This is a genomic window from Shewanella aegiceratis (assembly GCF_019457495.1).
In the GTDB taxonomy this organism is placed as follows: domain Bacteria; phylum Pseudomonadota; class Gammaproteobacteria; order Enterobacterales; family Shewanellaceae; genus Shewanella; species Shewanella loihica.
In genome coordinates, this window is record NZ_CP080416.1 from 754408 (window position 1) to 777216 (window position 22809).

Annotated in this window: 21 protein-coding genes; 10 read left to right on the top strand and 11 right to left on the bottom strand. The window is 55.7% G+C overall.

What is annotated here, in order from left to right; all coding sequences use genetic code 11:
* The first annotated feature begins 440 nt into the window (after positions 1-440).
* Positions 441-2156, top strand: a complete 1716-nt coding sequence (locus K0H80_RS03395) for a hypothetical protein (protein ID WP_220073092.1) — start codon at positions 441-443, stop codon at positions 2154-2156.
* Between the two features lie 100 nt (positions 2157-2256).
* Here the strand turns inward: K0H80_RS03395 and K0H80_RS03400 are convergent, their stop codons facing one another.
* The 3 genes from K0H80_RS03400 to K0H80_RS03410 all read right to left on the bottom strand — a co-directional run bounded on the left by K0H80_RS03400 (position 2257) and on the right by K0H80_RS03410 (position 5301).
* On the bottom strand, positions 2257-2787 hold the full coding sequence (locus K0H80_RS03400) for a peroxiredoxin family protein (RefSeq protein ID WP_011864475.1): 531 nt from the start codon (positions 2785-2787) through the stop codon (positions 2257-2259).
* A gap of 76 nt (positions 2788-2863) precedes the next feature.
* Positions 2864-4330: a S41 family peptidase gene (locus tag K0H80_RS03405; protein WP_220073093.1), complete on the bottom strand. Its 1467-nt coding sequence runs from the start codon at positions 4328-4330 to the stop codon at positions 2864-2866.
* A gap of 44 nt (positions 4331-4374) precedes the next feature.
* Positions 4375-5301, bottom strand: coding sequence for a phospholipase A (locus K0H80_RS03410; RefSeq protein WP_220073094.1), 927 nt, complete (start codon positions 5299-5301; stop codon positions 4375-4377).
* A gap of 232 nt (positions 5302-5533) precedes the next feature.
* Here K0H80_RS03410 and cobA point away from each other — a divergent pair, with 232 nt between their 5' ends.
* Positions 5534-6355: a uroporphyrinogen-III C-methyltransferase gene (gene cobA / locus K0H80_RS03415; RefSeq protein ID WP_220073095.1), complete on the top strand. Its 822-nt coding sequence runs from the start codon at positions 5534-5536 to the stop codon at positions 6353-6355.
* A gap of 53 nt (positions 6356-6408) precedes the next feature.
* Here the strand turns inward: cobA and K0H80_RS03420 are convergent, their stop codons facing one another.
* Positions 6409-7245: a TIGR03899 family protein gene (locus K0H80_RS03420; RefSeq protein WP_220073096.1), complete on the bottom strand. Its 837-nt coding sequence runs from the start codon at positions 7243-7245 to the stop codon at positions 6409-6411.
* A 76-nt stretch (positions 7246-7321) separates the two neighbouring features.
* A complete protein-coding gene (locus tag K0H80_RS03425) occupies positions 7322-8488 on the bottom strand; it encodes an MFS transporter (RefSeq protein ID WP_220073097.1) in 1167 nt (388 codons plus the stop codon).
* 202 nt (positions 8489-8690) lie between these two features.
* Between K0H80_RS03425 and K0H80_RS03430 the strand changes: the two genes are divergently transcribed.
* From K0H80_RS03430 to K0H80_RS03450, 5 genes are all read left to right on the top strand, one after another.
* Entirely contained in the window at positions 8691-10136 is a 1446-nt protein-coding gene (locus K0H80_RS03430; protein WP_220073098.1) for a hypothetical protein, read from the top strand.
* A gap of 33 nt (positions 10137-10169) precedes the next feature.
* On the top strand, positions 10170-11318 hold the full coding sequence (locus K0H80_RS03435) for an imelysin family protein (protein WP_220073099.1): 1149 nt from the start codon (positions 10170-10172) through the stop codon (positions 11316-11318).
* Between the two features lie 114 nt (positions 11319-11432).
* On the top strand, positions 11433-13064 hold the full coding sequence (locus K0H80_RS03440) for a di-heme oxidoredictase family protein (RefSeq protein ID WP_220073100.1): 1632 nt from the start codon (positions 11433-11435) through the stop codon (positions 13062-13064).
* Positions 13065-13259: 195 nt separating this feature from the next.
* Positions 13260-13781, top strand: coding sequence for a menaquinone-dependent protoporphyrinogen IX dehydrogenase (hemG, locus tag K0H80_RS03445; RefSeq protein ID WP_144199574.1), 522 nt, complete (start codon positions 13260-13262; stop codon positions 13779-13781).
* 64 nt (positions 13782-13845) lie between these two features.
* On the top strand, positions 13846-14370 hold the full coding sequence (locus K0H80_RS03450) for a cytochrome b/b6 domain-containing protein (RefSeq protein WP_220073101.1): 525 nt from the start codon (positions 13846-13848) through the stop codon (positions 14368-14370).
* An 87-nt stretch (positions 14371-14457) separates the two neighbouring features.
* Here K0H80_RS03450 and K0H80_RS03455 read toward each other — a convergent pair whose 3' ends face one another.
* Positions 14458-15330 (bottom strand): LysR family transcriptional regulator, encoded by an 873-nt coding sequence (locus tag K0H80_RS03455; protein WP_220073102.1) that lies wholly within the window; start codon positions 15328-15330, stop codon positions 14458-14460.
* A 109-nt stretch (positions 15331-15439) separates the two neighbouring features.
* On the opposite strand from K0H80_RS03455, the gene K0H80_RS03460 reads away from it, so the two are divergent.
* Positions 15440-16519: a linear amide C-N hydrolase gene (locus tag K0H80_RS03460; RefSeq protein ID WP_220073103.1), complete on the top strand. Its 1080-nt coding sequence runs from the start codon at positions 15440-15442 to the stop codon at positions 16517-16519.
* A gap of 76 nt (positions 16520-16595) precedes the next feature.
* On the opposite strand, the gene K0H80_RS03465 is transcribed toward K0H80_RS03460, so the two are convergent.
* Both K0H80_RS03465 and K0H80_RS03470 read right to left on the bottom strand, forming a co-directional pair.
* On the bottom strand, positions 16596-17696 hold the full coding sequence (locus tag K0H80_RS03465) for a DUF2955 domain-containing protein (RefSeq protein ID WP_220073104.1): 1101 nt from the start codon (positions 17694-17696) through the stop codon (positions 16596-16598).
* Positions 17686-18720: an HlyD family secretion protein gene (locus tag K0H80_RS03470; protein WP_258406165.1), complete on the bottom strand. Its 1035-nt coding sequence runs from the start codon at positions 18718-18720 to the stop codon at positions 17686-17688. Before K0H80_RS03470 ends, K0H80_RS03465 begins: the two co-directional genes overlap by 11 nt.
* A gap of 426 nt (positions 18721-19146) precedes the next feature.
* Here K0H80_RS03470 and K0H80_RS03475 point away from each other — a divergent pair, with 426 nt between their 5' ends.
* The gene (locus K0H80_RS03475) at positions 19147-19554 is read left to right on the top strand and encodes a hypothetical protein (protein ID WP_011864490.1); all 408 of its coding nucleotides are present in this window, start codon (positions 19147-19149) and stop codon (positions 19552-19554) included.
* A gap of 66 nt (positions 19555-19620) precedes the next feature.
* Complete coding sequence (locus tag K0H80_RS03480) at positions 19621-20328, top strand: DUF4328 domain-containing protein (protein WP_220073106.1); 708 nt, start codon at positions 19621-19623, stop codon at positions 20326-20328.
* Between the two features lie 88 nt (positions 20329-20416).
* Here K0H80_RS03480 and K0H80_RS03485 read toward each other — a convergent pair whose 3' ends face one another.
* From K0H80_RS03485 to nfsB, 3 genes are all read right to left on the bottom strand, one after another.
* Positions 20417-21079: a thiol:disulfide interchange protein DsbA/DsbL gene (locus tag K0H80_RS03485; RefSeq protein ID WP_220073107.1), complete on the bottom strand. Its 663-nt coding sequence runs from the start codon at positions 21077-21079 to the stop codon at positions 20417-20419.
* A gap of 184 nt (positions 21080-21263) precedes the next feature.
* Positions 21264-21923: a DNA-J related domain-containing protein gene (locus K0H80_RS03490; RefSeq protein WP_220073108.1), complete on the bottom strand. Its 660-nt coding sequence runs from the start codon at positions 21921-21923 to the stop codon at positions 21264-21266.
* A 162-nt stretch (positions 21924-22085) separates the two neighbouring features.
* A complete protein-coding gene (nfsB, locus tag K0H80_RS03495) occupies positions 22086-22739 on the bottom strand; it encodes an oxygen-insensitive NAD(P)H nitroreductase (RefSeq protein ID WP_220073109.1) in 654 nt (217 codons plus the stop codon).
* Positions 22740-22809: the final 70 nt, after the last annotated feature.

Below are 22809 nucleotides of genomic sequence, written 5' to 3' on the forward strand. Positions count from 1 at the left end.
TAGTACTTTTTTCTGATTTGTGCACTTTTTTTACACAGGGTTATGCACAGATCGGAAATTTGAACTATAGTGGTAAGTTCCCGTAGATGGTTTTGGATTGTTGTCTGTATCGGATCTCACTTGGATCCAGTCGCTTTCTCTTCCTCTTTGATGCGACAGGCAGAGCCGCCGACAAGATCGAAACCCAACTCGCTTGGCGAGAGCTAGATGTTTGATTGGTCTGCTGGCGCATGCTAATTAATAGCCATAGGCCCTGGATAGTCCGCTGCGGCTATCCAGGGATATCCCCGCTAATCTTATTTCCCTTTTTATTCATCTATATAGTAATATCGACCCCATTCTTTTCTTATACCAATCAAAGTAAGTCATTGATGGGTATTACGTGCTTGCCAGCTTGGGATAGGCCCGACTGCCGCGCGAATTAACAGGGAGTTTAGTGAATGAAGAAGGCATTAGTGGCGGCGGCGATCCTTGCCATAGGCGCGGGAGGCTACTGGGCGATGCAACAGACGCCTAAGTCGGTGGATAATCAGGTATTGGCCTATGTACCTGCCGATACACCGCTATTTTCCGCACAGTTTGAGCCTTTTCCCATAAAGGACTATATCGACGCGCTTCCAGAGGCGCAGAAGCAATATCCCGTAGAGATGAAGACCCTGCTGTCTGAGGATGATGATCCCAGAGCCCAGTTTATCTTCAGAGTGTTGGAGCGTTACTTCGACGCCTCGAAAGATGGCCAGCAGCTGATCGATACCTTCGGCCTGCCCGAGAAGATCACCAGTTATTTCTATACCCTAGGCGTATTGCCCGTGATCAAGCTGGATATCGCCAATCCAGATCATCTCTGGGCGGTGCTGGATAAGGCCGAGGTTGAAAGCGGCCTGACCCACACGGCGAAGCAGCTTGGCGAGGTCAAGTACCGTGCCTATAGTCTTACCGACGAGGGCGAGAACGAACGCGTTGATCTAGTGTTTGCCATCGACAAGGGCATGCTGACCCTGACGCTGGAAACCAGCTTCCTCGAGCCTGAGCTGCTTGAAACCGCACTGGGGCTTAAGCCGGTACAAGACTCGCTGGCCAAGGCTGGCACGGTCGATGAGATCATCAAGAAACACGGCTTTAAAAAGGACAGCGTCAGCTATATCAATCATCAGGAATTAGTTAAGGCGATCACCACACTGGATGCTAACCAGATGGCGCGTCAGCTGACCAAGATATTTAAGTTGATTCATGATGATCCCTTCGTTGAACTACGCTCCCAGGCCTGTCAAAGCGAGCTGGCCGGCATCGCCGCCAACTGGCCACGCACAGTGATCGGCTATACGGATTTCGAGGTGAAGAACAAGCGGGCCAAGATAGGCTTTAGCACTGTTATCGAGAGCAATAACCAGGTGATCCTCGGCGCCCTGAGTCAGATGCGCGGCTTTATTCCGGCTCATACCAAGCGCATAGACGCTGGGGTGTTCTCCATGGCCCTTGGTTTGGATGTGAATCAGTTTGTGCCTAGCATCTCTAAGATTTGGGATGATCTGCTTACCCCAAGCTATCAGTGTGAGCCGCTGGCGCAGCTACAGGGTGAAATGGAAGGGCAGAGCCCGGCCATGCTCGGCATGTTTACCGGTATGGCCAACGGCGTGAAAGGGGTCTCCTTCTCGCTGCTGGATTACGCCCTGGAGCAAGATACCCAAGAGATCTCCCTTAAGGATCTCGACGCCATCGCTACCCTAACGGCGGACGACCCGGCGACTCTGTTTAACATGGTGAAGCCGTTTGCCCCCGAGCTGGCCAATGTCAATCTGCCTAGCGACGGTAGCACGGTCGATCTCGGCGCAGCGCTGCAACTACCGCCATCCCTCGGGGTGCGGGCACAGATGGCGCTTAAGGGTCAACACCTGACCATCTACACGGGCGACAAGAGCCAGGCGATCGCCGACAAGCTTGCCGATGAGAAGCCAACGGCGAATGGCCTGTTTTCTATGACAGCCGATTACGCCAAGCTGTTCACCCCAGCCATGAACCTGATGGCCATGAGCGGCGAGCCTATTCCTGAGGAGCTGGAGGCGCTGAAAGATTATCGCACCCAGCTGAAGGTGGGGATGGATATCAATGCCAAGGGGATCGTCATCGACAGCCTGGTGGAGACCCGCAACGACTAAGCGTATTCATCGTTGCAAATACGTCATTGCACATAAGTCATAGCAAATAAAAAGCCCTGGGGCCTGAGCGCCCGGGGCTTTTTTTATTGCTAATTTTAACTTACTCGGCCTTGGCGATGCCTAAGGCAGCCAGGTTGGCGGCGATATCTTCGGCGGCCGTCTTAGGATGAATGTCTTCATCGATTTTCAATATGGTGCCGTCCTCGCCTATGTAGAAGGTGACTCGGCTGGCGACGCGCACCAGGTTGAGCACGTCATAGGCCTTGGCGGTCTCTTTTGTGGGGTCACTGAGCATAGGGAAATCGGCCTTCTGCTCCTTGGCAAACTTCTGATTGTCTTCGAGATCATCGACGCTGGCCATCATGTATACGGCCTTGTACTGACGGATAAGATCGCCTTTCTCCACCAGAGATTTGCACTCAAGCGTACAGCCTCGGGTATTGGCCATAGGGTACCAGGCCAGTACCAGGGTCTGTTTGCCCAGGTAGTCGCTGAGCTGATAATAGTGGCCGTCGGTGGCCTGTAGGCGGAAATCTGGCGCCTTATCGCCCACCTTGAGGTCGGTGGCGTTGGCCTGTGCGGCGAGAAGTAGGCTCAGGCCGAGCAAGAGTCTGGTGACTAACTTATTCATGTGTGGTCCTTTTTAGTGAGTTGGCTGTGTTCGTTGTAGGCTTAGTTATATTAGCTGCTTGTATTAGGCACTTGTATTAATTACTTGTATTAGTTGAAGTCGGCGCCTGGGTGTCTGTATCCGGCGTAAACAGGGCGATCAGGTTTTCCCAGTAGATGGCATCATCCAGCGACTGCTCGATATCCGGCTGAGTCGGCACACCCGACAGCGCCTTGCCCGTGGCGTCATATACCTGGGTGGCGTTGAAACTTATCTTAAAGCCACTGTTTGGAAGGGTGAGCTGTTGCTGTCTGCCATATTCCCCCCGCGTCGCCTCACCCACCACTAAGGTGTCTGGCCAGGTCTTGGCGAAGTGGGCTACCCACTGGCACTGCTGACGACAATCTGGGCCAATCAGCAACATCAACTTACCTCGTTTAGGGCGGGGAAGATACGACCAGGGTAGGCTGGCCAGGTGCCAAAACTTGGCCTGCCAGGGGCTAAAACCGGGTTCCTCTTCGGGCAGGTGTGGGCGGAGCAACTCCAGCTGTAACTGCTCCGCCTGACTCAGGCTAGCGGGCGGCAGGAAGCCTAAGGGCTTGAGGTAGTCGCTGCGCAGATTAGGCCCCTTCTTGTAGCGCGCCACCGCCTGGAGGGAGTCTGGCCAGCCCGCCAGTAGCGGCGGTCTGATGTCCGGGCTGAATGTCTGGGCCAGCATTTTCAGCAGTTCATCGCCCGCGCCATGAGCCTGGCGCAGATCCAATATGGTGACAGGGCTGGTCAGCGAGCGCTTGAGACGCTGCCCTAGGGGGCTGCCTGGATTGAAGCTCGACAGGTCATGGAGGCTAAACACCCCTTGCAGGTCGACACTGACCTGCTCATTGTCATTGCTACTGAGCGCCTGAGGCGGTTTGCTGGTCAGCGCCAGGCTAACTTGGTGGCCGTTGCCCTGCTCATCGCTCAGGGTGAGGCGACAGTGCTCGCTGGGCGCCAGGCCTATCTCGCGCCTGAGCATGGCAATCATCCCAAGATAGCTTGCCTGTTCGCTTACCGTGTCGGCCAGGCTGGGGGGCAGAAAGCCCTGGGTGGCTGCTACCCAGAGGGCGATGGGTAGGCCATCGATATGGGTGATAAAGGGCGCTTCACTGTCCAGCGGGCGATTGTCCTGGGTCAGCGCCAGCCACTTATCGTCCAGCTTGCGCAGCTTGATCGGCAGATAGGCCTGGGCGGTAACACCCTCGAGCCGGGCGCTGGGATCGTCTATGGCCGTCAGTATCTTAAGCAGTTGCTGAGCAAACAGCTGACGCTCACCGCCCAAGGGCAGCTGGCCCTGGGCCTTGTTGATCTGGGTTTCCAGGCTCACTAAGCGCTGGGGGGAAGCGGCCGCGCTGGCGGAGTATTGGCTGAGATGCTGTTGCAGATAGTTAAGATCCGACAGCATCTCCCGGGCGGAGAGCTGCGGCTTGGGCGGCTCCTCGCGCAGGGCGATCACCGTCAGCTGAATACAGCTCAACAGCATGATGAGGCCGAAGCCGTTGATGATGCTCTGGTGTCCGAATTTCATTCTGCTTCCTAATGCGAGCGGCGAGCATAGCGCGCCGCCTATGGTTAGAGAATGTCGTTGATCGCGAAGCCGATGCCGATCCTCTGGGTATGGGCGTTGTAGTCGATGAGACTCTCGCCATAGCCATTAAAATATTGCGTATAGAGACGCAGATTGCCAATGATGGGATAGCTCCAGGTAAACTCCACCGCGCCGCGATTAGGGCTCTCTAGGTTGTTGCGTAGCATCAGCGAGAACCTGTGTTTGTCTACACCATAGACGCCCATGAGCTCGAAGTTGCCCATGTAATCCAGGATATCCGGGTTATCGTCTCCCTTGGGTGAATCGGGTGTCTCTTTCTCATCTTCGGGAATCCGCCACCACACCTTGGCGGCGAGGGCAAAGGGGCCGCTATCGAACACCATGGTGCCATAGATACGGTTCCAGCTGCGGGACAGGGAGCCTGAATTGCCGTTGGACTGATGCACGGCGCCGACGCCCCAGAAGGAGTTGGTCAGCGGGCCTATCTGCCAGTCGTTGTTGAACAGCATGAAGATCTCAGGCTCATGGTTGGTTTCGCGGAACGGCGAGGAGATATCCTTGTTATACACCTGCCAGTAAGACTGGTTGGTGTAGGCGAAAAACAGGTGGCCGTTGTCGCCGAACACGTTATACATCAAGGGAAACTTAAAGCTAATCTGAAACTTGGCTTCCAGGTTGTCGATTTCCGAGTTGTTCTTGGACAGTTTCTCATCAAAGGGATCTCTATTGGGGGAGCTGTTATAGGTCACGGGCAAGATGTAGTTGACCTTGTGCGGCGTGATCACGAAGGGCTTCTCCGAGGTTGCCAGTTCATCTTCGACGCGCTGGTCCAGCAACGAGCTACCCTCTGTGGTTTTCTTCTCTTCTGTGGGCTCGGCGCCCAGGCAGGTTGCAGGCAGTGAACATAGGGTGATTAGGGGAAGCCATTTAAGGTATTGGGTGGTTTGCATCCTTGTTTCCTCTCGTGTCGCAAGCTTAGCGCGTCGTCTCCAATCTAGGCTATGTTGTAACATTTGAGCCCGCCGCGCGCACCTATTTTAATTCTGTCTACTTGATTTATTTCATGAAAATTTCGTCAAACGCCACTAATAACTAAAAAGAATAAAACCTAATAAACTTCTATTTTTTATGGAATAAGAATGACGCTATATTAACCTCATCACTATTGTACGAGATGCGGATATGGAACTATTTACTCTACCCGGGCAGCAGGCACAGGGCAAAGTCTGGCTTGTGGGCGCCGGTCCTGGCGACATTGAGCTATTAACGCTCAAGGCCTACCGCATCCTGAAGAAGGCCGATGTGGTCTTGTTCGACGCCCTGGTGAGCGACGAGATTTTGGCTTTAGCGCCGAAAGAGGCGGAGCTGATCGCCGTGGGCAAGCGCGCTGGTAAACACAGCGCTGCCCAGGAGGAGATCAACCAGCTGTTGGTGACCAAGGCTTATACCCGCAAGAATGTGGTGCGTCTCAAGGGGGGCGATCCCTTCATCTTCGGCCGTGGTGGCGAAGAGCTGGAGACCCTGGTAGAGGCGGGGGTTGAGTTCGAAGTGGTGCCAGGCATCACGGCGGCCAGCGGCACCTCTGCCTACGCAGGTATTCCCCTGACCCACAGGGACCATGCCCAGGGAGTCACCTTTATTACGGGTCACTGCAAGTTGGAGAGTCGTCCCATGGACTGGCAGTCCTATGCCAACAGCGCCAATACGCTAGTGGTCTATATGGGGATCCTCAACGCCGCCAGCATTCAACATGGACTTATCTCGGCTGGGCGCTCGCCCAAGACGCCGGTGGCTATCGTCTCTAAGGCGACTACGGCGGCGCAGCAGCGATTTATCGGCACCCTAGGTGAACTGGCGGAACTGGCGGCGGATCCGGCACTGGAGATGCCGGCGCTGATGATCATAGGTGAGGTGGTTGGCCTGGCCGATAGCCTGCACTGGTTCAACCCAGAGACCAGCCCTAAGACCCTGGATGCTGCTGTGAAGCAGTCGCTGGGCCAATAATCTACTTTTCAGTAATCTACTTTTCAGTAATCTACGTTTCAGTAATCTGCTTTTCAGTAGTCTACTTTAAAGTCTTTCTTGAACAGTGCCTGCAGCGCGCGGGCATACTCTTCATCTGCCTTGGGGCGCACCAGCTGCGCCAACTCGTCGCCGGTCGGCGTCAGTCGATAGTAGCTAAATACTAAGTGCCCGTGCTTGGGTGTGAGCGTCATGCGCTTGCCTGACAGGGTAAAGCTAATGGGGTTCTTGGCGTTGAGCTGCCCCGTTTCAAACTCGCTCCTGTGCAGCAGGCCCGCATCCACCAGGGTGAGCACTGAGGAGTAGGGCAGGCCAAACTGCGACAGGGCGATCTGGGTGGTATCCGTCTTGCGAAACAGCTGGCCTATGCCGCCGGCGTGGCGAAAGCCGATCACCAACTTGAGCTTAGATTCGTTGTTGAAGGTCACTGCCATTCCCAGAGCCTTCTCGAACATCTGCGCCTCTTTGTGGGTCAATTGCTTCAGGGTCGCCAGACTCCTGAGACTAAAGCTGCCTGGGCTGGTGATCTCATTGGCCAGGATCCGTCCCCAGAGCGCCTGCATGTTGCGGTTGTGGATCTGCTCTGCTAGCTGAAAAAACTGGTGGATCCAATCGGGGTCGAGATCCGCGCCGGTCACATCCGACGGCGTGTGGGAGAGGGCGATGGCGTAGATGTTTTCCAGGTTAGCCTGATACTGGCTGGCGAGCTTGCGCAGACGATGGTCCGAGCGCTCGGCCAACGAGGCCTGAGAGGGACGGTAATCCTCATCGCTGCCCAGACCGATAAGGCGCCCAAGCAGCAGGGCCTTGCGGCGGGCAGATACATCGGGTTGATTGGACCCTGAATTGGATAGCTTAACGATCTCGGCCATAATCTTTTCTTGTGAATAATCTTATCTAGTGATGCTATTGTCCGATTCTATCTGAAATTCACTACAGACCCTAGTTTCACGCGCTGGCCGGCCAGTTGACATGCTTGTCCTGGGCCGGATGACGCGGAATGTTGAAGGCCAGCACCAGTGAGCAGACGGCGAAGCCTGCCCCGATAAAGAACACCCACTTGTTGGAGTAGAGCCAGAGCATCCCCAGCAGCGCCGGGATCACCACGGCCGCGATATGATTGATGGTGAAGCTGACCGACATGGTGGCGGCGATATCCTTGGGCTCGGCGATCTTCTGGAAATAGGTCTTGATAGCGATGGCCATGGCAAACAGCAGATGATCCAGCACATAGAGCACGGCCGCCATCTCCGCCTGCTGCACGAAGGCGTAGCTGGTGAAGATCACTATCAGGCCCACATACTCTATCATCAGGGCGTTGCGCTCGCCGATGCGGCCGATAAAGCGGCCAATGGCGGGGGCGAACAGCAGGTTGACCACATAGTTGATCAGAAACAGCGCGGTGATCTGGCTGACGCTATAGCCAAACTTCTCCACCATCATGAAGCCGGCAAACACCATGAAGATCTGTCGCCGCGCGCCGGAGAAGAAGGTCAGCAGGTAGTAGAGCCAGTAGCGTCGTCTGAGGATCACCTTCTTGTGCTGCACCTCGCCCTGGGGAAACTGCGGGAAGTAGAGAGTCAGGGCGATCACCATCAGCAGCCCCAGGCCCCCTATGATGGCGTACATCCACTGATAATCCAGTTGCAGATAGGTCATCACCACCCAGATGCTACCATAGCCTGTGAGGGCCGCCGCCGAGCGCCAGGCCAGCGCCTTGCCCATGAAGCCAGCGGTGTCTGCTTTGTCGACCCACTGCAGGGTGAGGGACTGATTGATGGTCTCGTAGTAGTGAAAGCCCACCGACATGAGTATGGTGGTCAGGTAGAGGCCCAGCACCTGAGGGAAGAAGCCTGTGATGCCGACCCCTATGGTCAGCAGGGCGAGGGAGACTAGGGCGAAGGTCTGTTCCCTGAGCAGCAGTAAGATGAAGATGGCGGTAAAGGCCAGAAATCCGGGCACCTCCCGCAGACTCTGTAATATGCCTATCTCGGCGCCGGTAAAGCTGGCCCGCTCGATGACGAAGTTGTTCAGCAGCACCTGCCACACAGAAAACACCAAGGACATCACGAAGGTCATCAGCAGTAAGAGGGTTTGTGGGTTCTTCTTTAACATTCCATTGGCTTCCAGTCTTTCCCGGGGCGATCAGTCTACCCCATAGCTTGGGCGGCACAAACTGGTTTCAATCATTACGCCCTAGCATGCTTTGTCATCAATTTGTTATTAACAAATGTAAATTGTAATGCAAATTATTCTCATTTGAAATATTGTGCCCGCAATTTAATGGGGGATGCTGTTTATTCAGCATGGAGAGAAGATGACACTGAAATTAACCACCTTAGGGATGGCAATCGCCGGCTTGCTGGCGGGCAATGCCTATGCCGACACACAACTAAATAACACAACCAATACCGCGACCAATACCGCCACCTTAGCCGAGTCGATCGCCAGGCAGGAACAGGCGCTTATTCAGCTGAAACAGGAGCTGGCCCAGCTTAAGGCGCAGCAGGCAGAGAAACAGGCAGAGAAACAGGCCGAGCAACAGATTGACCGACAGGCGCTGACCAAGGCGGTACAGGAACAGGTTGCTCTGGAGGCCGCTAACAGCCCCTGGAGCCGCTTCAAGTTTGAATCCTACGGCAGCATGAATTACACCAGCGACGAGTATTTCGATAACGTGCAGGACACCTCGCCCGAGCGTCGCGGCCGCCTGGATCTGGAGCGGATCGTCACCGAATTTGGCTACCAGTTCAACGACGAGTGGGACATGGAGGTGGAGATCGAATATGAACATGGCGGCACGGGCAGCGCCCTGGAATATGACGGTTTCGACGAGTTCGGCGAGTTCGAGTCGGAGGTCGAAGCCGGCGGTGAGGTGATGATCGAGAAGGCCCAGCTCAGGTATCGCCCGAGTAAAGCCTTCGGCGTCAAGTTCGGTAACATACATCTGCCTGTGGGGCTTTCCAGCGTGCTGCACAAGCCTAACCAATACCTGACCGTGCTGCGTCACCGCAGCGAGGCGGCCATGTTGCCCGCGGTGTGGAACGAGACGGGTATCGGCATCTTCGGCGACCTGGGGGATTTTCACTATCAGGCTCAGGTGGTCAGCGGCCTCAACTCTGAGTATTTCCGCACCTACGACTGGATAGCTTCCGGTCATCAGAAGCGCTTCGAGCACATCAACGCCGACGAGCTGGCCTATGTGCTGCGCCTGGATTACGGCAGCTTCAAACAGCCAGGTTTGGCCCTGGGCGCCGCCTACTACTATGGCAACACCAGCGGTAATCGCCACAAGAGCAACAAGCTGGCCGGTGATGGCAGCGTGAGCCTGCTGGCGCTGTCCGGTGCCTATGTGGACGGCCCCTGGATACTGCGCGGGCAGTATCTGCAGGGCACCCTGGATGATGCCGATGCGATCACTCAGGCCAACAAGACCACCCCGGGTCTCAAGCCGGGTAACTTCGCCCAGCTGGGCAGCAAGGCAGAGTCCTTCTTCGTCGAGGCGGGGCTGGATCTCAACCACTTCTTCTCTGTGCCGCTGACTGTGTTTGCCAACCTGGATTACGCCAACCCGCTGAGCGAGGTGGAAACCGGTACGGCCACCAAGCGCTATGAGAACACCTGGACCAGCGTCGGCATCAATTACTCGCCGATCCCCGAGATAGTGATCAAGGCCGAGGGCGGCCTGCATCAGGTGGCGGTAGCTGCCATCCCGGACACCCATTTCTTTGCCCTGGGCGTGGGCTATCAATTCTCGCTCTAACGGCCGACAACTTTGATTTTTATGGAGAGACAGATGAAACAATTTAAATATGGCGCGATCGCATTGGCACTCATTTCGGCCCTGGCGGCCTGCGGTGGTTCGGGCAGCGATGAGCCCGAGGTGGTGGTGCCCGAAACTGGTTTTAGTTTCGATGCCGACGCCCTGATCGTCAACCTGAGCGACGAGGTGATCGTCAAGGGTTACAGCACACTGGCAGATCGCGGCGAGGCTTTGCTACAGGCCACCCAGACCCTGGTTGCCACTCCGACCCAGGCCAACCTTGAGGCGGCGCAGTCGGCCTGGAAGGCGGCCCGTCAGCCCTGGGAGCAGGGCGAGTCACACATCTTCGGCCCGGTGGACTCGCTGGGGATCGACCCACACCTGGATAGCTGGCCGCTGAACACCACAGATCTTAAGACGGTATTAGTCAACAGCAGCGGCTTCGATGCCGAGACCATCAAGGGCTGGAACGATGACGTGCAGGGTTTCCACACCATGGAGTTTCTGCTGTTCGGTGACGGCATAGACGACAACGTCAAGCAGATCGACGAGCTGACCGCCAATGAGCGAGACTACCTTATGGGGCTGGCCGAGGTGTTTCGCGACTACACCAAACAGCTGGCCGATGCCTGGCTGGTCAGCCATGACGGTCAGAGCGGCAAGGCCTATGGCGAGTTGCTGAAATCGCCGGGCGTCGATGGCAATACCTTCTACAGCTCGCAGGTGGGCGTGTTGGAGGAGCTGATCAAGGGGATGATCGGCATAGTCGATGAGGTGGGCAACGGTAAGATCGCCGATCCCTTTGGCGGCTCGCTGGCCAGCGCCGACACATCTAAGGTGGAATCGCAGTACTCCTGGAACTCGCTGACCGACTTTAGCGACAACATCATAGGGGTACGCAACGTATATCAGGGCGAGTTCACCGGCGAGGCCGACAAGCAGGGGATCATCGACTTCGTGCGCGCCGCCGACAGCGAGCTGGCTAGCCGGGTCGCCGCCGAAATAGACGCCGCCATCTTGCAGATCCGCGCCATCGAAGGCACTGACAAGATGCCGTTCCGTCAAGCGATAAAAGATGAGGCGGGCCGCGCGCGCATCCAGAAGGCGGTCGATGCCCTGGCTACCCTGCAGGCGAGTCTGGAAAACCAGGTGCTGCCGCTACTCAAAGAGTGGAAGGTATAAGGCCAGTTAAGAAGAGAGCCCAGGCTCTCTTTTTCTTGCCTATATAACCTCATAAAAACAAAGGCTAAATGGCAAAAGCCCCATTTGGCCCGACTGCAATAAAGTGTGATAAAGATGATGAATTGCTTAACCAAACCCTCCGCCCTGTTGGCGGCCCTGACCCTGGCACATACGTTGGCGTTGACCGGCTGTGGTGGCTCGGGTGATGAGATAGAGGTGCCAGAGCCCGAGAAGCTGTATCCCGACTATACCCAGGTGACGGCATTGGGCGGTGACACCACCACCTTCGATGCCTCGAGTTCGGGTCACGGCTACTCGACGCCGGCGTTGAATCTCAACCAGACGCAGCTCGCCCAGCACCTTAGTGGTGACCTGAATTTTGAGACCGCCTTTACCACGGCGCCCAACGAGGAGCATCCCGAACTCGACGGCCTGGGGCCAGTGTTCAACAACGCCGACTGTAACTCCTGCCATCAGCGCGACGGTCGTAACTCGACGCCCATAGTGCCTGCGGGGCAAGCGCGCATCAAGCTCGGCTCCGAGGCGGGGATCTTCCTGCGTATCAGCAAGGCGCCGGACCAGCCCTGCCTGCAAGGGACGGCAGCGAACAACTACTGCGCGCCTATCCCTGTGCCCAACTTCGGCACTCAGCTGTTTCACCGCGGCGTGCTTAAGGCCAGGGAAGACTGGCAGCAGAACCTGTTCGGCGGTCAGGCGGATGTCTACCTCTCCTACGAGCTAAAGACGGTTACTTATCCCGACGGCACCGAAGTGACGCTGAAAAGACCACTGTTTGCGGTGGAAAACCCCTTCGATGCACCGGGTGAGCGCCTTAACAGCAGCAATGTGACCTCTGAGCTTTTGCAGAGCGATGTCTTGATGGGCTGGCGTAACGGCATGCCTGTGTTTGGTCTTGGGCTGCTGGAGGCGATTCCCGAGGCGAGTATTCTGGCGCTGGTGGATGAAAACGATGCCGATGGCGATGGCATTTCAGGACGGGCAAACTATGTGTTCGACGCCGTCAAGGCGCAGCGCGGCGAGAGCCATCCCGTCTCTTTGGGGCGTTTCGGCTGGAAGGCCAACACCCCCAGCGTGCGGGTACAGTCATTGGGCGCGCTACGCGGCGATATAGGGATCACCAATCCTCTGTTTCCCGAGGAGAGCATCCAGGGCACCAGCATGCACGACAGCTACCTAACCCGCACTGGGTTTGTCGATACCGGCAGCGGCGTCGACGGTGAGCCGGAGGCGAGCGCCGAGTTCAGCGACGACGTGGTCTTCTACGCCGAGACCCTGGCGGTGCCGGCGAGGCGCCAGGTGGATGATGTTAAGGTGAGGGAAGGGGCGCGCCTGTTCGAGCAGGTCAACTGCAGCGGCTGTCACCAGCCCAAGTTTGTCACCAAGAGCAGTGGCGAGATCGGCGGCCTGCCCATGATAGAGGCCCTCAAGGGGCAGACCATCTATCCCTTCAGCGACATGTTGCTCCATGACATGGGCGAAGAGCTGAGCGACGGTCGCCCGGACTTTCTGGCCAGCGGTAGCGAGTGGCGCACCCGGCCACTGTGGGGGATAGGCCTGGCCCAGACGGTTAATCCTCAGGCGGGCTTTTTGCACGATGGCCGCGCGGCGAGTGTCGAGGAGGCGATCCTCTGGCATGGCGGTGAGGCTCAGGCCAGCACCGATAAGTTTATGGCCCTGACTCAAGAGGAGCGCTCGCAACTGCTGGCCTTCGTGATGTCCCTCTAAGGCTAAGAAAGACGATGAGGAGCGCGGTCTAGGCCGCGCTTTTTTATGACAAAATGTATCCAGGAGGCAATTTGTGACCTCGGTAAACTTAAGCCGGATTTTGCCCTTAGTCCTCGTGATCTGTTTCAATTAAATATTGCCCGATTTCCCCTATCATGGTGCTATAGCAAGAGTTAAGTCGACTTAGGGGCCTTCGTGAGCAAAATATTAATCATCTATTCCAGTGTGCATGGGCAGACCCGTAAGCTGTGCGATTTTATGCAGCGCGAGCTCGAGGCGCTGGAACATAGCGTCACCTGCGCCAGCATAGACAACCCGCCCGCCCTGGAAGGGTTCGATAAGATAGTCCTGGGCGCCAGCATTCGTCACGGCAAGCATAATCCCAGGGTGTATGACTTCATTCGCGAGAACATCAAGGTGCTGCAGGAGAAGGCCAGCAGTTTCTTTTCGGTGAGCCTGGTGGCACGAAAGCCCGCCAAGAATACCCCGGAGACCAACCCGTACATGCAGGCGTTTCTGGCCAAATCGCCCTGGCAGCCTAAGCTGCTGGCGGTGTTTGGCGGTAACCTGGATTATCAGGGCTATAACGCCCTGGATCGCAACATCATACGCTTCATCATGTGGATCACTAAGGGGCCGACGGCGCCGGATACCAAGGTCGAGTACACCGACTGGGACAAGGTGAAACACTATGCGCAGCAGGTCGATGCGCTCTAATATTGCGCGCTTTCGTGAAGTCCAAGCGTCAACATAGCGCGAGTCATATCAAGGGGAGAGCAAGATGAAGACACTGACCAAGCTGCGCGAGGTGCTGGAGACCTATCAGCATCTGTTTGTCATCCTGCTGACCCTGTTTCTGGTGAGCACCAGCGGCTGGCTCATGATGGGACGGGCGCTGCGGGCCAACGCCTCGGTCTGGGACATCCTGCATGTCTACCTTGGGCTGCTGGCGGGGATCTTCTCGGTCACCATGTTGGCGATCAACCTGATGCGCGGTCAGTGGCGACAATATTTTCCCTATCTGGTGGGCGATTTTACCCAGCTGAGTAACGACGTGTGTGGCCTGAAGCGTGGCAAGTTGCCCCTGGCCGGTGGCCGCGGCCTGTTTAGCGTGGTCGAGGGGATAGGTATGCTGCTGTTTGTGGCGGTATCCGTTACCGGCCTGATGTGGTTTCTCACCCAGGGCAGCAGCGAGGCCCTCAACTGGCGCAGCTATCATCACAGCCTGGCCCATGGTTTCATCGTCTTCATGGTGATCCACGCCCTGTTTGCCCTGTCGCACCTGCTGGACTTTATTCGCCGCTAGGCCAGTGCTAGGCCAGTGCTAGGTCAGAGTTAGGCCAGAGCTAGCGTCCGCGAGAGTTTAAGCGCCGCAAGACAAGGCTAGAATTGCTCACTCCTCATCGACCAACTGCTCGATAAACCAGTTGCCCGCCTGGCCCAGTCCCTCCTGCCAGATGAGATCTATGGGCCAGTGATTGCCCTGCTTACCATAATCGAAGTTCAGATCCTTAAGCTTGCCCTCCTCGATAAGCGGCCTAGCGAGCGCCTCTGGATACATGGCAAAACCACAGCCCGCTAGCAGTAGCTCCCGCAGTTGGTAGAAGCGCTCGACGGTCACCAGCTTGCTGGAGTAGCGCATCACCTCGAGGTAATGGGGCAGTATGATGTTGCCCGCAGGCGGCATGAGTTGGTGATGGTGATCGAAGTCTTCCAGCTCGGGGGCACTCCTTAGCTGTGCCAGTGGATGCTGGGGGGCGCTCACCAGCAGCCATTTAATACGGCTGATGGTTTGTATGTTGACCCCCCTGAGGTTTGCCAGGCGATTGGGCGCGATGATGATATCGCACTGAAGATTCTGCCAGTCCAGGGTCTCCGCCTCGACTATGTTGATTTCCAGATCTGGGTAGCGCGCCGCTAGCTCGCCGATGAGCCGGGTGTATTCGGGGTAACAGGTATAGGGATGCAGGCAGATGGAGAGCTGGCTCTCTATTCCTTCGCTCATCATCTGTGCCTGGCGCTCCATGGCGATAAGCTTGGGCAGAATCTCCAGCGCCTTCACATAGAGGCGTTTGCCCTCCTGGGTGAGCTGTGGTTTCTTACCTCCATGGCGCTCGAAAAGGGTCAGTTCCAGATCAAACTCCAGATGTTGTATCGCCTTGTTGACCGCAGCGACGCTGACCCCCAGCTCCTTGGCGGCGCCGGAAAAGCTGCCATGCTGGGCTACGGACACAATGTATTGCAATCTCTCTGTGGTGATGATCATCGGCGAACCTTTAACTTTAGGTTGATAGTTCTTAGCGTAGCACTTTTTTCGCCTTTGGTACGATTAACCCGTCAACGAATCAACATCCTTAGTTACGGAGATTGTTACCATGAAAAAAGTACTACTAAGCACCACTATCGCAGCCCTATTTGCCACTATTATGGGCGCCGCCATAAACGCCGAAGCCTGTTCTCGTCTGGTGACAGAGACCCAATACGGCACTATGTTAATGCGCACCGCAGACTGGGTGAGCACAGCCCCCTTCGACGGTCACATGTCTGTCTTCCCTGTCGGCACCGAGCGCACCATGCGCGGTCAGGTTGCCGAGTACCAGCAGGCCATGACTAAGTGGCAGACTAAGTACCACACCCTCTCTATCGAAGAGCATGGCGCCTTCGGCGGCCTGTCGGGTCAGACTTCTAACGAGAAGGGACTCAGCGTGATGGCACTATCTCAGCATGACAGCGAGCCTTATCTGAGCCAGCACAAAGATAATGGCGCGCCAGCGGTCAATACCGCCGACGTAGTGAGCTTTATCACCGAGCGTTATGCCACCACCGCCGAGGTGAAAGCGGCCCTGGATAATGGTGAGTTCCAAATCGCCTGGGCCTCTGCGCCAAATGGTATGGAGCACGCTGCGCCACTGCACTACTCTGTGGTTGATGCCGACGGTAACATCATGCTCATCCAACTGGTGAAGGGCGGTGAGCAGAAGATCTATCTGGGTGATGCCGAATCGGATCTGCGCGTCAAGACTAACGACCCGCTGCAGGAGAAGCACAGAGAGTATATGCAGCAGTTCGACCTTAAGGATCCTAGCGTCGCCACTAAGATGCCTTGGAGCATCGGCGGCCTGGAGCGTAACTCACGCCTGCTGGCCATGTCGACTCACATGGACTTAGAAGGGCTGAGCTACACAGAGACAGTTGCTCGTCAGAAGGGCACCTTCGATGCGGCGGCGCTGGTGCCATTCGGTGTGCAGGACCCTAAGACGGGCAAAGACTACCCAAGCTTCTTCAGCATGCAGTACAACCTGGATAACGGTGATATCTGGTTCCGCAGCCTGATGAGCGGCAAGGAGATCAAGTTTAACCTGGAAGACACTAAGCAGTTCAAGACGCCAATGCATGCCGATATCATGGCTCAGGTAGATAAAGGCGCTCAGACCATCACCTGGTCTAATATGTAAGCTAGGCGAATGCCTTAACAAAATGGGTTTAAAAAAGCGCGGCTTAGGCCGCGCTTTTTCTTATCAGCCCCTATGGCTAGTTGCCAGCTTGTGCCGCCTCAGGTTCCTTTGCGGGAGCATTGCTAGGCGCCTCCTCTGAGCCCTTTTCATCATCCGCGCCCGTCTCATCAGTCAATTCCGTTTCATCAGTTGACACCGTCTCATGGTGCAGCAGGCTGAGCAGCAGGCCACCAATAATGATGGCGATACTGATAGAGATAAGGCGCACCAGCTGGGCATAGAGGGCATCGGATCCTATGTGAGTGATGATCTGATACACAAGCACCACAAAGTTGGTAAACAGCAGCTGATAGATGGCGAGGGGAGTGGCTCGCCTGACGGCAAAGCCCGCCAGTTGCAAGCCGCAGAAGATGGCCATTCCCAACACCACCCAGGTCGGCAGACCGAAGGCGAAGGTCAACATCACGGGGAAGGTGAACAGGATACCTATGGCCGTGGTGATCAGACGATTCTGCTTGAAGCTCTTGTGCTCCTTGGGATCCGCCAGCTTGATCATGCTGCCTATGGTGATGGCGATCAGCATGCTCTGTGAGCTGCCTATGCCGATCAGCGCCGCCAACACGATTGTCATGGCGGTGGTCTTAAATAAGATGGTGCCCATATGGGTGCTGCTGCCATCGGCTTGGGTCTCATCGGCCAGTATGTCTTGCTCGTCGCCGGGAAACAGCAGGAAACTCAGATAGGTGAGGATCAGTGCCAGCACCGCCGATTTCATCAGCAACCAGGGCAGCACCTCGATGGGCGCCTGCATCTGCTTACTCATGATGGTCATGATGATCACCACGATCAACATCAGAGTGGCGAGCAGATCTTTGCCGTCGTTGTGGCTGCGATAGAAACTCCAAAACAGCAGCGACCAGCAAAACAGCAGGTAACCGCTGGGAGAGTCCAGCAAGAGTCCGCCGATAAACACCAGCCCCAGGCTGACAAACAGGACGATCAGCAGCAGCTTGAGCATCAGGCTTAGGGGCGGACGCGAGGGCATCAGGGTGAGAAAGATCACCATGAACATGGGCGCCAATATGGCTAGCGGCGCCGCCTGGGACCAGAGGTAAAACAGCAGCGCCAGCGGGCCGAATACCAGGCGTATGATAGGGTTGGCTGGGCTATGAAACATAGGTCCAGATACTCACTATCTGCATCCAGATGCCGGCCAGGAACTCGCCTATGCTGCTCTGCTCTGTGTAGAAGGCCACTGTGGCCTGAGAGCCGTAGCGAATATTGCCTGGCGGCTTAGTGCCGGTGAAGACTATGTTGACCGGGTAGCGCTGGGCCTTGATGCCATTGCTGTCTGCGGTGAGAAACCCTGTATTCTGGTCGATATTGTTGCTGCCGCCCGTGCCCCAGCCTATGCTGTCGACCTTGCCTTCTAGCACTCGTCCCGGGAGGGCGTCGAGGACTATCTCCACCTTGTTGCCCACCTTGATATGCTCCAGCGAGTTTTCTCTGACCAAGGCCGAGATCCACACGCCCCTTGGATCGATAAAGGTCAACATGGGCGAGCCGACGTTGGCGCGCTGTCCTAGGGTGAGCTGAAGGTTGGTGACCACGCCCTTAGAAGGGGCCTTGACCTGAGTCTTTTGCAGATCCAGCTGAGCCTTCTCCAGGTTTGCCATGGCCGCGAGGATCTGCGGATTGTCCTGACCTGCCGGGCCCAGGGCCTGTCTGGCCTGCACTAGCGAGGCCTCGGCCGCTTCGAGATTCGCCTGGGTTCTGTCTCTGGCCTCGATGGCGTTATCCAGCTCTGCCTGGCTGAGTACCCCCTGTCCGGCCAGCTCGCTGACGCGCGCGGCCTGCTCCTTAGCGTTGTTACGCGCGGCGATGGCATCTACCACCTTGGCCTGTGCTACCTCTACCGCCGCCGTGCTGGCACCGATATTCTGCCCCGCCAACGATAGATTGGCCTGAGCCGATTGCATGGCGAGACGATAGTTGCGCGGATCGATCTGAAACAGGGGCTCGCCGGCCTCGACGATCTGGTTATCTCTGACGCTCACCTCTGTGATGTTACCGGCGACCTCTGAGGCCACCCGCACCAGATAGGCATGCACCCTGGCATCGCTCGTCATGGGCGTTACCCTGTCGGCCCACAGGCTATAGAGCCAGACCGCTAAGATTAAGCCTATGATGTAAAAACTCATTTTCCGTGATGATTGTTCCGCAGCAGACATGCCTTCGCCTCGATGAATAGAGATTGTTTCATGGTAAACCTCGATCCTGTTACCAGCAAGTAACAAGTCTCGTTTTAGTGGTGTTTATATGACCTAGGTATCTAAAAAGGCGGGGAAAGAGAGTTAGCCTGATTTAGCCTAGGTCTTGGCAAGCTTATTGTGAAGGGCTAAGAGCAGAGCTAGGCATAGCCTGCTTTGCAGAGCATTGCGAGTATGTTAGCTTGGGAGCGTATCGCCATGGCGAGCGGATAAACGTCTTCGTCGGTGCGTGCAGGGAATGGGTCAATTCATGGAAGGCATCTGGGATCTCTCCTGGCAAATACACTCCTTCAGCAGTCTAGATTTACCGACATTGCCTAATGTTTTTCGCTAAAAAAATTAAAGGATTAATTAGATATGCCTAGATTGAGCAAGGTGAATTTGCTGTTTCTAATCGGCCTTGGCGGCTGCCAGGTCTCCCTTAACGGTATCCCTCCTATGCCCGAGGTGATCGAGCTAGCCGATGGAACCTATAAGGTGTTTGTTGCCCACCCCAGTAAGACACAGGTGGTGAAAACCTCTAAAGGATTCATGAATAAGATATGTAGTGATAAGGGACTGAGTTACGACATCATCTCTGAAAATATCGAGATGACGGGTGAAGCCATCGACCAAACCAAGAAATCTTCCTCTGTATCAGTCTTGGGCGTGAGCCGCACCGAATCAGAATATGAAACTAAACATATGCAGGAAGGGGAGGTGCATTTCAAGTGTGTCCCTGAGGATGAAGCGGCCTCAAGCCTGGTGCATCGCACGACGCCTTGAGCTGGTGCCTTACAATTAGCGCTTTAGTAAACGGATAATGCCAGAAATAATAATAGGAAAATCAAAATGTCAGGGAATATCTTTAAATTTAAAGACGCAAGACTATTAACTCAATGGGTGCGTTATCTGCTTTATGCCCAAGTCTTTGTTGCATTGCTCGCGATTAGCTCCAATTACATGGAATATCAGTTGCTGATGGATTATCAGTCTGGGGCTTATTCTTCAGAGGAGCAGGCGATTGCCGATGGTGACGAAAATGATCGACGCCAGCTGGGGGTGGCAGGTCTCTATTTTGTTGTCTTTATCGTTTCGGGGATCATGATCCTCAAGTGGATATACAGGGCGAACTTCAACGCGCGTCAGCTGGGCGCCACTGATATGAGCTTCACTCCTGGCTGGTCCATCGGTTACTTCTTCATTCCCATCTTCTGCATCTGGAAACCCTATCAGGCGATGAATGAGATCTGGCAGGCGAGCCATGATCCCGAGAACTGGAGTTTGAGCGGCTTCAACTCCAGCATCAGCCTGTGGTGGTTACTATGGATCGTCAGTAATGCCCTGGGTCAGGTGGTATATCGATTAACCGATAGGGCAGAGGAGTTACAAGATTTCATTAATCTCAACATGCTAGCTCAAGTATCAGAGGTTTCCACTATCTTATTGGCCTTCGCTACCCTAAGTGTGATTAACACTATTTACCGGGCACAGACCGAGGCGTTGGCGCGGGGGGAGCAACAGACCTATCAGGGGGCGCAGCAGGTGGTTGTCGGCTAACGCCACAAGGTTAAAGCCAATGCGATTAATAACAACGAGAAACGAAAAAGGCGCCGTAGGGCGCCTTTTTTATGTCATTTTGCCGAGCCTATTTGTGCTCGACGGCTAGGTAGTTGATCAGATCGATCAGCTCACCCAGGGTGCGGATCTGGCTTAGGTTGACCGCATATTTATCGTTAACGATAAAGGTGGGCACACTCTGAATGCGGAACTCACGCTGCTGGGCGCGCCATAGGTCTAGCTTACTGCTGACCGTCTTACCATCGGCGATCTCGTCATACTTGCTGATATCGATCCCCTGATCGGCGAACACCTTCTTGATGTCGTCGCGGGTATTAATAGCAGGTTTCTCATGGGCGCTATGGTCATGATCATGGCTGTGTCCGTGGCCGCCTTGCTCGCCCTGAATGGCGCTAAACATGGCGTGGACCATCTTGTCTTCGACGCCCAGCTCCTGGATCACCCCAAGTGAGCGCATTACCTCTGTGCCTATGTCTGAGTTCATGAAGTCCACATGCTTGCTGTCGAAGCTCACTCGCTTGTCCAGGTTAGCCTTGATGTCTCCCAGGAACTGAGTCTCCATGTTGAAGCAGTTGTGGCAGTAGAAGGAGTAGAACTCGGTCAGCTTAGGGCTGGCACTGGGGGCCTTGTCAGACACCGTCATGAAGTGTTGCCCCTCGACAAACTGGGCGGCAAAACTGGTGAGCGGCGCCACGGCTAGGGTCAGGGCGAGTGCGATATGTTTAATCATGATGATCCTTAAATTGATAGCGTCGTTGTGCAATCAATGGCTAACGTCAATCGACAATAGGGTTAGCCTAAATGCCAAAGCTTAATTATGACTGAAGGCGCAGTGAGAAACAGTGGCCAGAGTGTGACCTGAGCTGAAGTTCTGCGTTTTGTCTGTCGGTAGAAAGGGCGGATCTGTGACGGGGCTAGCGCGACTCTCTCAGTGTCTGCCAGGCCTCGCAGACCCGCTTAAACTGAGTGGCGTCGCCGCCGTCACGGTCGGGGTGCCATTGCAGGGCCAATTTTCGCCACTGCTTGCGTATCTCTCTGTCGCTGGCGTCTTGGGGCAGCTCGAACACCTCCAGCGCCTGACGCTTGGGCAGGGCGTTGTGGCGGGTGCCGATATAGTCCTCATAGCGCTGCCAGAAGGATTCCAGCATCTCCTGAATGATATCCGGGCAGGTGTCGTAGTGTTGCCAGTCCTGATAGTAGCTTCTCAGGGCATCGTCCTGACTCAGCTGGCTATCTAAATTGCTGGGAGGGATGCGAAAAATCTGTATCTCCATCGCCCTGACCTGCAGGTAACTGCCGGGCAGTAGCATGGCCTGTAACTCGAACAGGGCATTCATCAGCAGGAAGTTCTGCTTAAACAGGGCCTTCTGTGGGTCTGTATCCAGCGCGCGCATCAGGCCTTTCTCTTGTAGGGCGGCGGCCAGGTGATGCACTTTCCAGCTACGATTGCTCCGCTGCAGCAGGGTGAGGAGCGGCCAGATGAGCGGGTTATCGCCTTTGATGGCGAAGCATTGGCTGGACGATGAGGCGTCTTGCAGCCTGGCGGCTGTCGGGGTCGATTTGGCAAGAAGCATACAGAGAGTCTCATCCGTGACTGGCGATAATTTCTACTATGACAATGGAGAAAATAGAACGCAAGTCTTATTGGTTAAGCCTGGGCTAGCCGGGCCAGAAACCAATGAAAAGGCGATGCATGGCATATGCATCGCCCTATGGCAGATCATGAGTTGAGACGCTTAGATCTCGGTGAAGAGCGTCTCGATAGGCAGGCGCGACTTAGGCAGCTTGGCATTAAAGTCATCCTCGCTGTGATAACCCAGGGCCACCACCACAGAGGCGGCGTAGCCTTTGGCCGGCAGCTCCAACACCTGGTTGAGCTTAGTGGCGTTGAAGCCTTCGATTGGTGTAGCGTCGATGTCCAGCAGGCTGGCGCCCAGCAGCAGGGTGCCCAGCGCCAAGTAGACCTGCTTCTCCATCCAGTGCTGGCTGTCTTTCAGCTCGATTCTGTGCATGTTGGCGAAGAAGGAACGTCCGTTGTGCTGGCCCTGTTTGGCGGCTTCGTCGGCGAAACGGCCATCCGCATCTTCCTGCTCGAGTACCTTTAATAGGTGGGCCTCATCCATGTTTGTCTTAGTGCAGAGCACCAGCACGTGGGAGGCGTTGAGGATCTTGGCGGTGTTGAAGGCGAAGTCGCTGGTGGCCTCGGCGATCTGCGCCTTACCTTCCTCGGTCGAGGCGAGCACGAAGTGCCAAGGCTGTGAGTTGGTCGACGATGGGCTCATGCGAAGCAGCTGCTTGATCTCCTCGACCTTGTCGTCGGCGATCTTGCGGCTAGGGTCGAATGCCTTAGTGGTGTAGCGCTTATTGGTGTAGAAACTGAGTTGTTGCATGACAAGCATCCTGTGATTGAGTCGATTCTTTATGTCGAGAGTGAGGCTGATTCTACGTGACTCTTTCACC

Excerpts from the sequence above, each read along its gene's own strand:
- K0H80_RS03395 (WP_220073092.1), top strand. The coding sequence starts at position 441 with ATGAAGAAGGCATTAGTGGCGGCGGCGATCCTTGCCATAGGCGCGGGA.
- K0H80_RS03400 (WP_011864475.1), bottom strand. The coding sequence starts at position 2,787 with ATGAATAAGTTAGTCACCAGACTCTTGCTCGGCCTGAGCCTACTTCTC.
- K0H80_RS03405 (WP_220073093.1), bottom strand. The coding sequence starts at position 4,330 with ATGAAATTCGGACACCAGAGCATCATCAACGGCTTCGGCCTCATCATG.
- K0H80_RS03410 (WP_220073094.1), bottom strand. The coding sequence starts at position 5,301 with ATGCAAACCACCCAATACCTTAAATGGCTTCCCCTAATCACCCTATGT.
- cobA (WP_220073095.1), top strand. The coding sequence starts at position 5,534 with ATGGAACTATTTACTCTACCCGGGCAGCAGGCACAGGGCAAAGTCTGG.
- K0H80_RS03420 (WP_220073096.1), bottom strand. The coding sequence starts at position 7,245 with ATGGCCGAGATCGTTAAGCTATCCAATTCAGGGTCCAATCAACCCGAT.
- K0H80_RS03425 (WP_220073097.1), bottom strand. The coding sequence starts at position 8,488 with ATGTTAAAGAAGAACCCACAAACCCTCTTACTGCTGATGACCTTCGTG.
- K0H80_RS03430 (WP_220073098.1), top strand. The coding sequence starts at position 8,691 with ATGACACTGAAATTAACCACCTTAGGGATGGCAATCGCCGGCTTGCTG.
- K0H80_RS03435 (WP_220073099.1), top strand. The coding sequence starts at position 10,170 with ATGAAACAATTTAAATATGGCGCGATCGCATTGGCACTCATTTCGGCC.
- K0H80_RS03440 (WP_220073100.1), top strand. The coding sequence starts at position 11,433 with ATGATGAATTGCTTAACCAAACCCTCCGCCCTGTTGGCGGCCCTGACC.
- K0H80_RS03450 (WP_220073101.1), top strand. The coding sequence starts at position 13,846 with ATGAAGACACTGACCAAGCTGCGCGAGGTGCTGGAGACCTATCAGCAT.
- K0H80_RS03455 (WP_220073102.1), bottom strand. The coding sequence starts at position 15,330 with ATGATCATCACCACAGAGAGATTGCAATACATTGTGTCCGTAGCCCAG.
- K0H80_RS03460 (WP_220073103.1), top strand. The coding sequence starts at position 15,440 with ATGAAAAAAGTACTACTAAGCACCACTATCGCAGCCCTATTTGCCACT.
- K0H80_RS03465 (WP_220073104.1), bottom strand. The coding sequence starts at position 17,696 with ATGTTTCATAGCCCAGCCAACCCTATCATACGCCTGGTATTCGGCCCG.
- K0H80_RS03470 (WP_258406165.1), bottom strand. The coding sequence starts at position 18,720 with ATGAGTTTTTACATCATAGGCTTAATCTTAGCGGTCTGGCTCTATAGC.
- K0H80_RS03475 (WP_011864490.1), top strand. The coding sequence starts at position 19,147 with ATGCCTAGATTGAGCAAGGTGAATTTGCTGTTTCTAATCGGCCTTGGC.
- K0H80_RS03480 (WP_220073106.1), top strand. The coding sequence starts at position 19,621 with ATGTCAGGGAATATCTTTAAATTTAAAGACGCAAGACTATTAACTCAA.
- K0H80_RS03485 (WP_220073107.1), bottom strand. The coding sequence starts at position 21,079 with ATGATTAAACATATCGCACTCGCCCTGACCCTAGCCGTGGCGCCGCTC.
- K0H80_RS03490 (WP_220073108.1), bottom strand. The coding sequence starts at position 21,923 with ATGCTTCTTGCCAAATCGACCCCGACAGCCGCCAGGCTGCAAGACGCC.
- nfsB (WP_220073109.1), bottom strand. The coding sequence starts at position 22,739 with ATGCAACAACTCAGTTTCTACACCAATAAGCGCTACACCACTAAGGCA.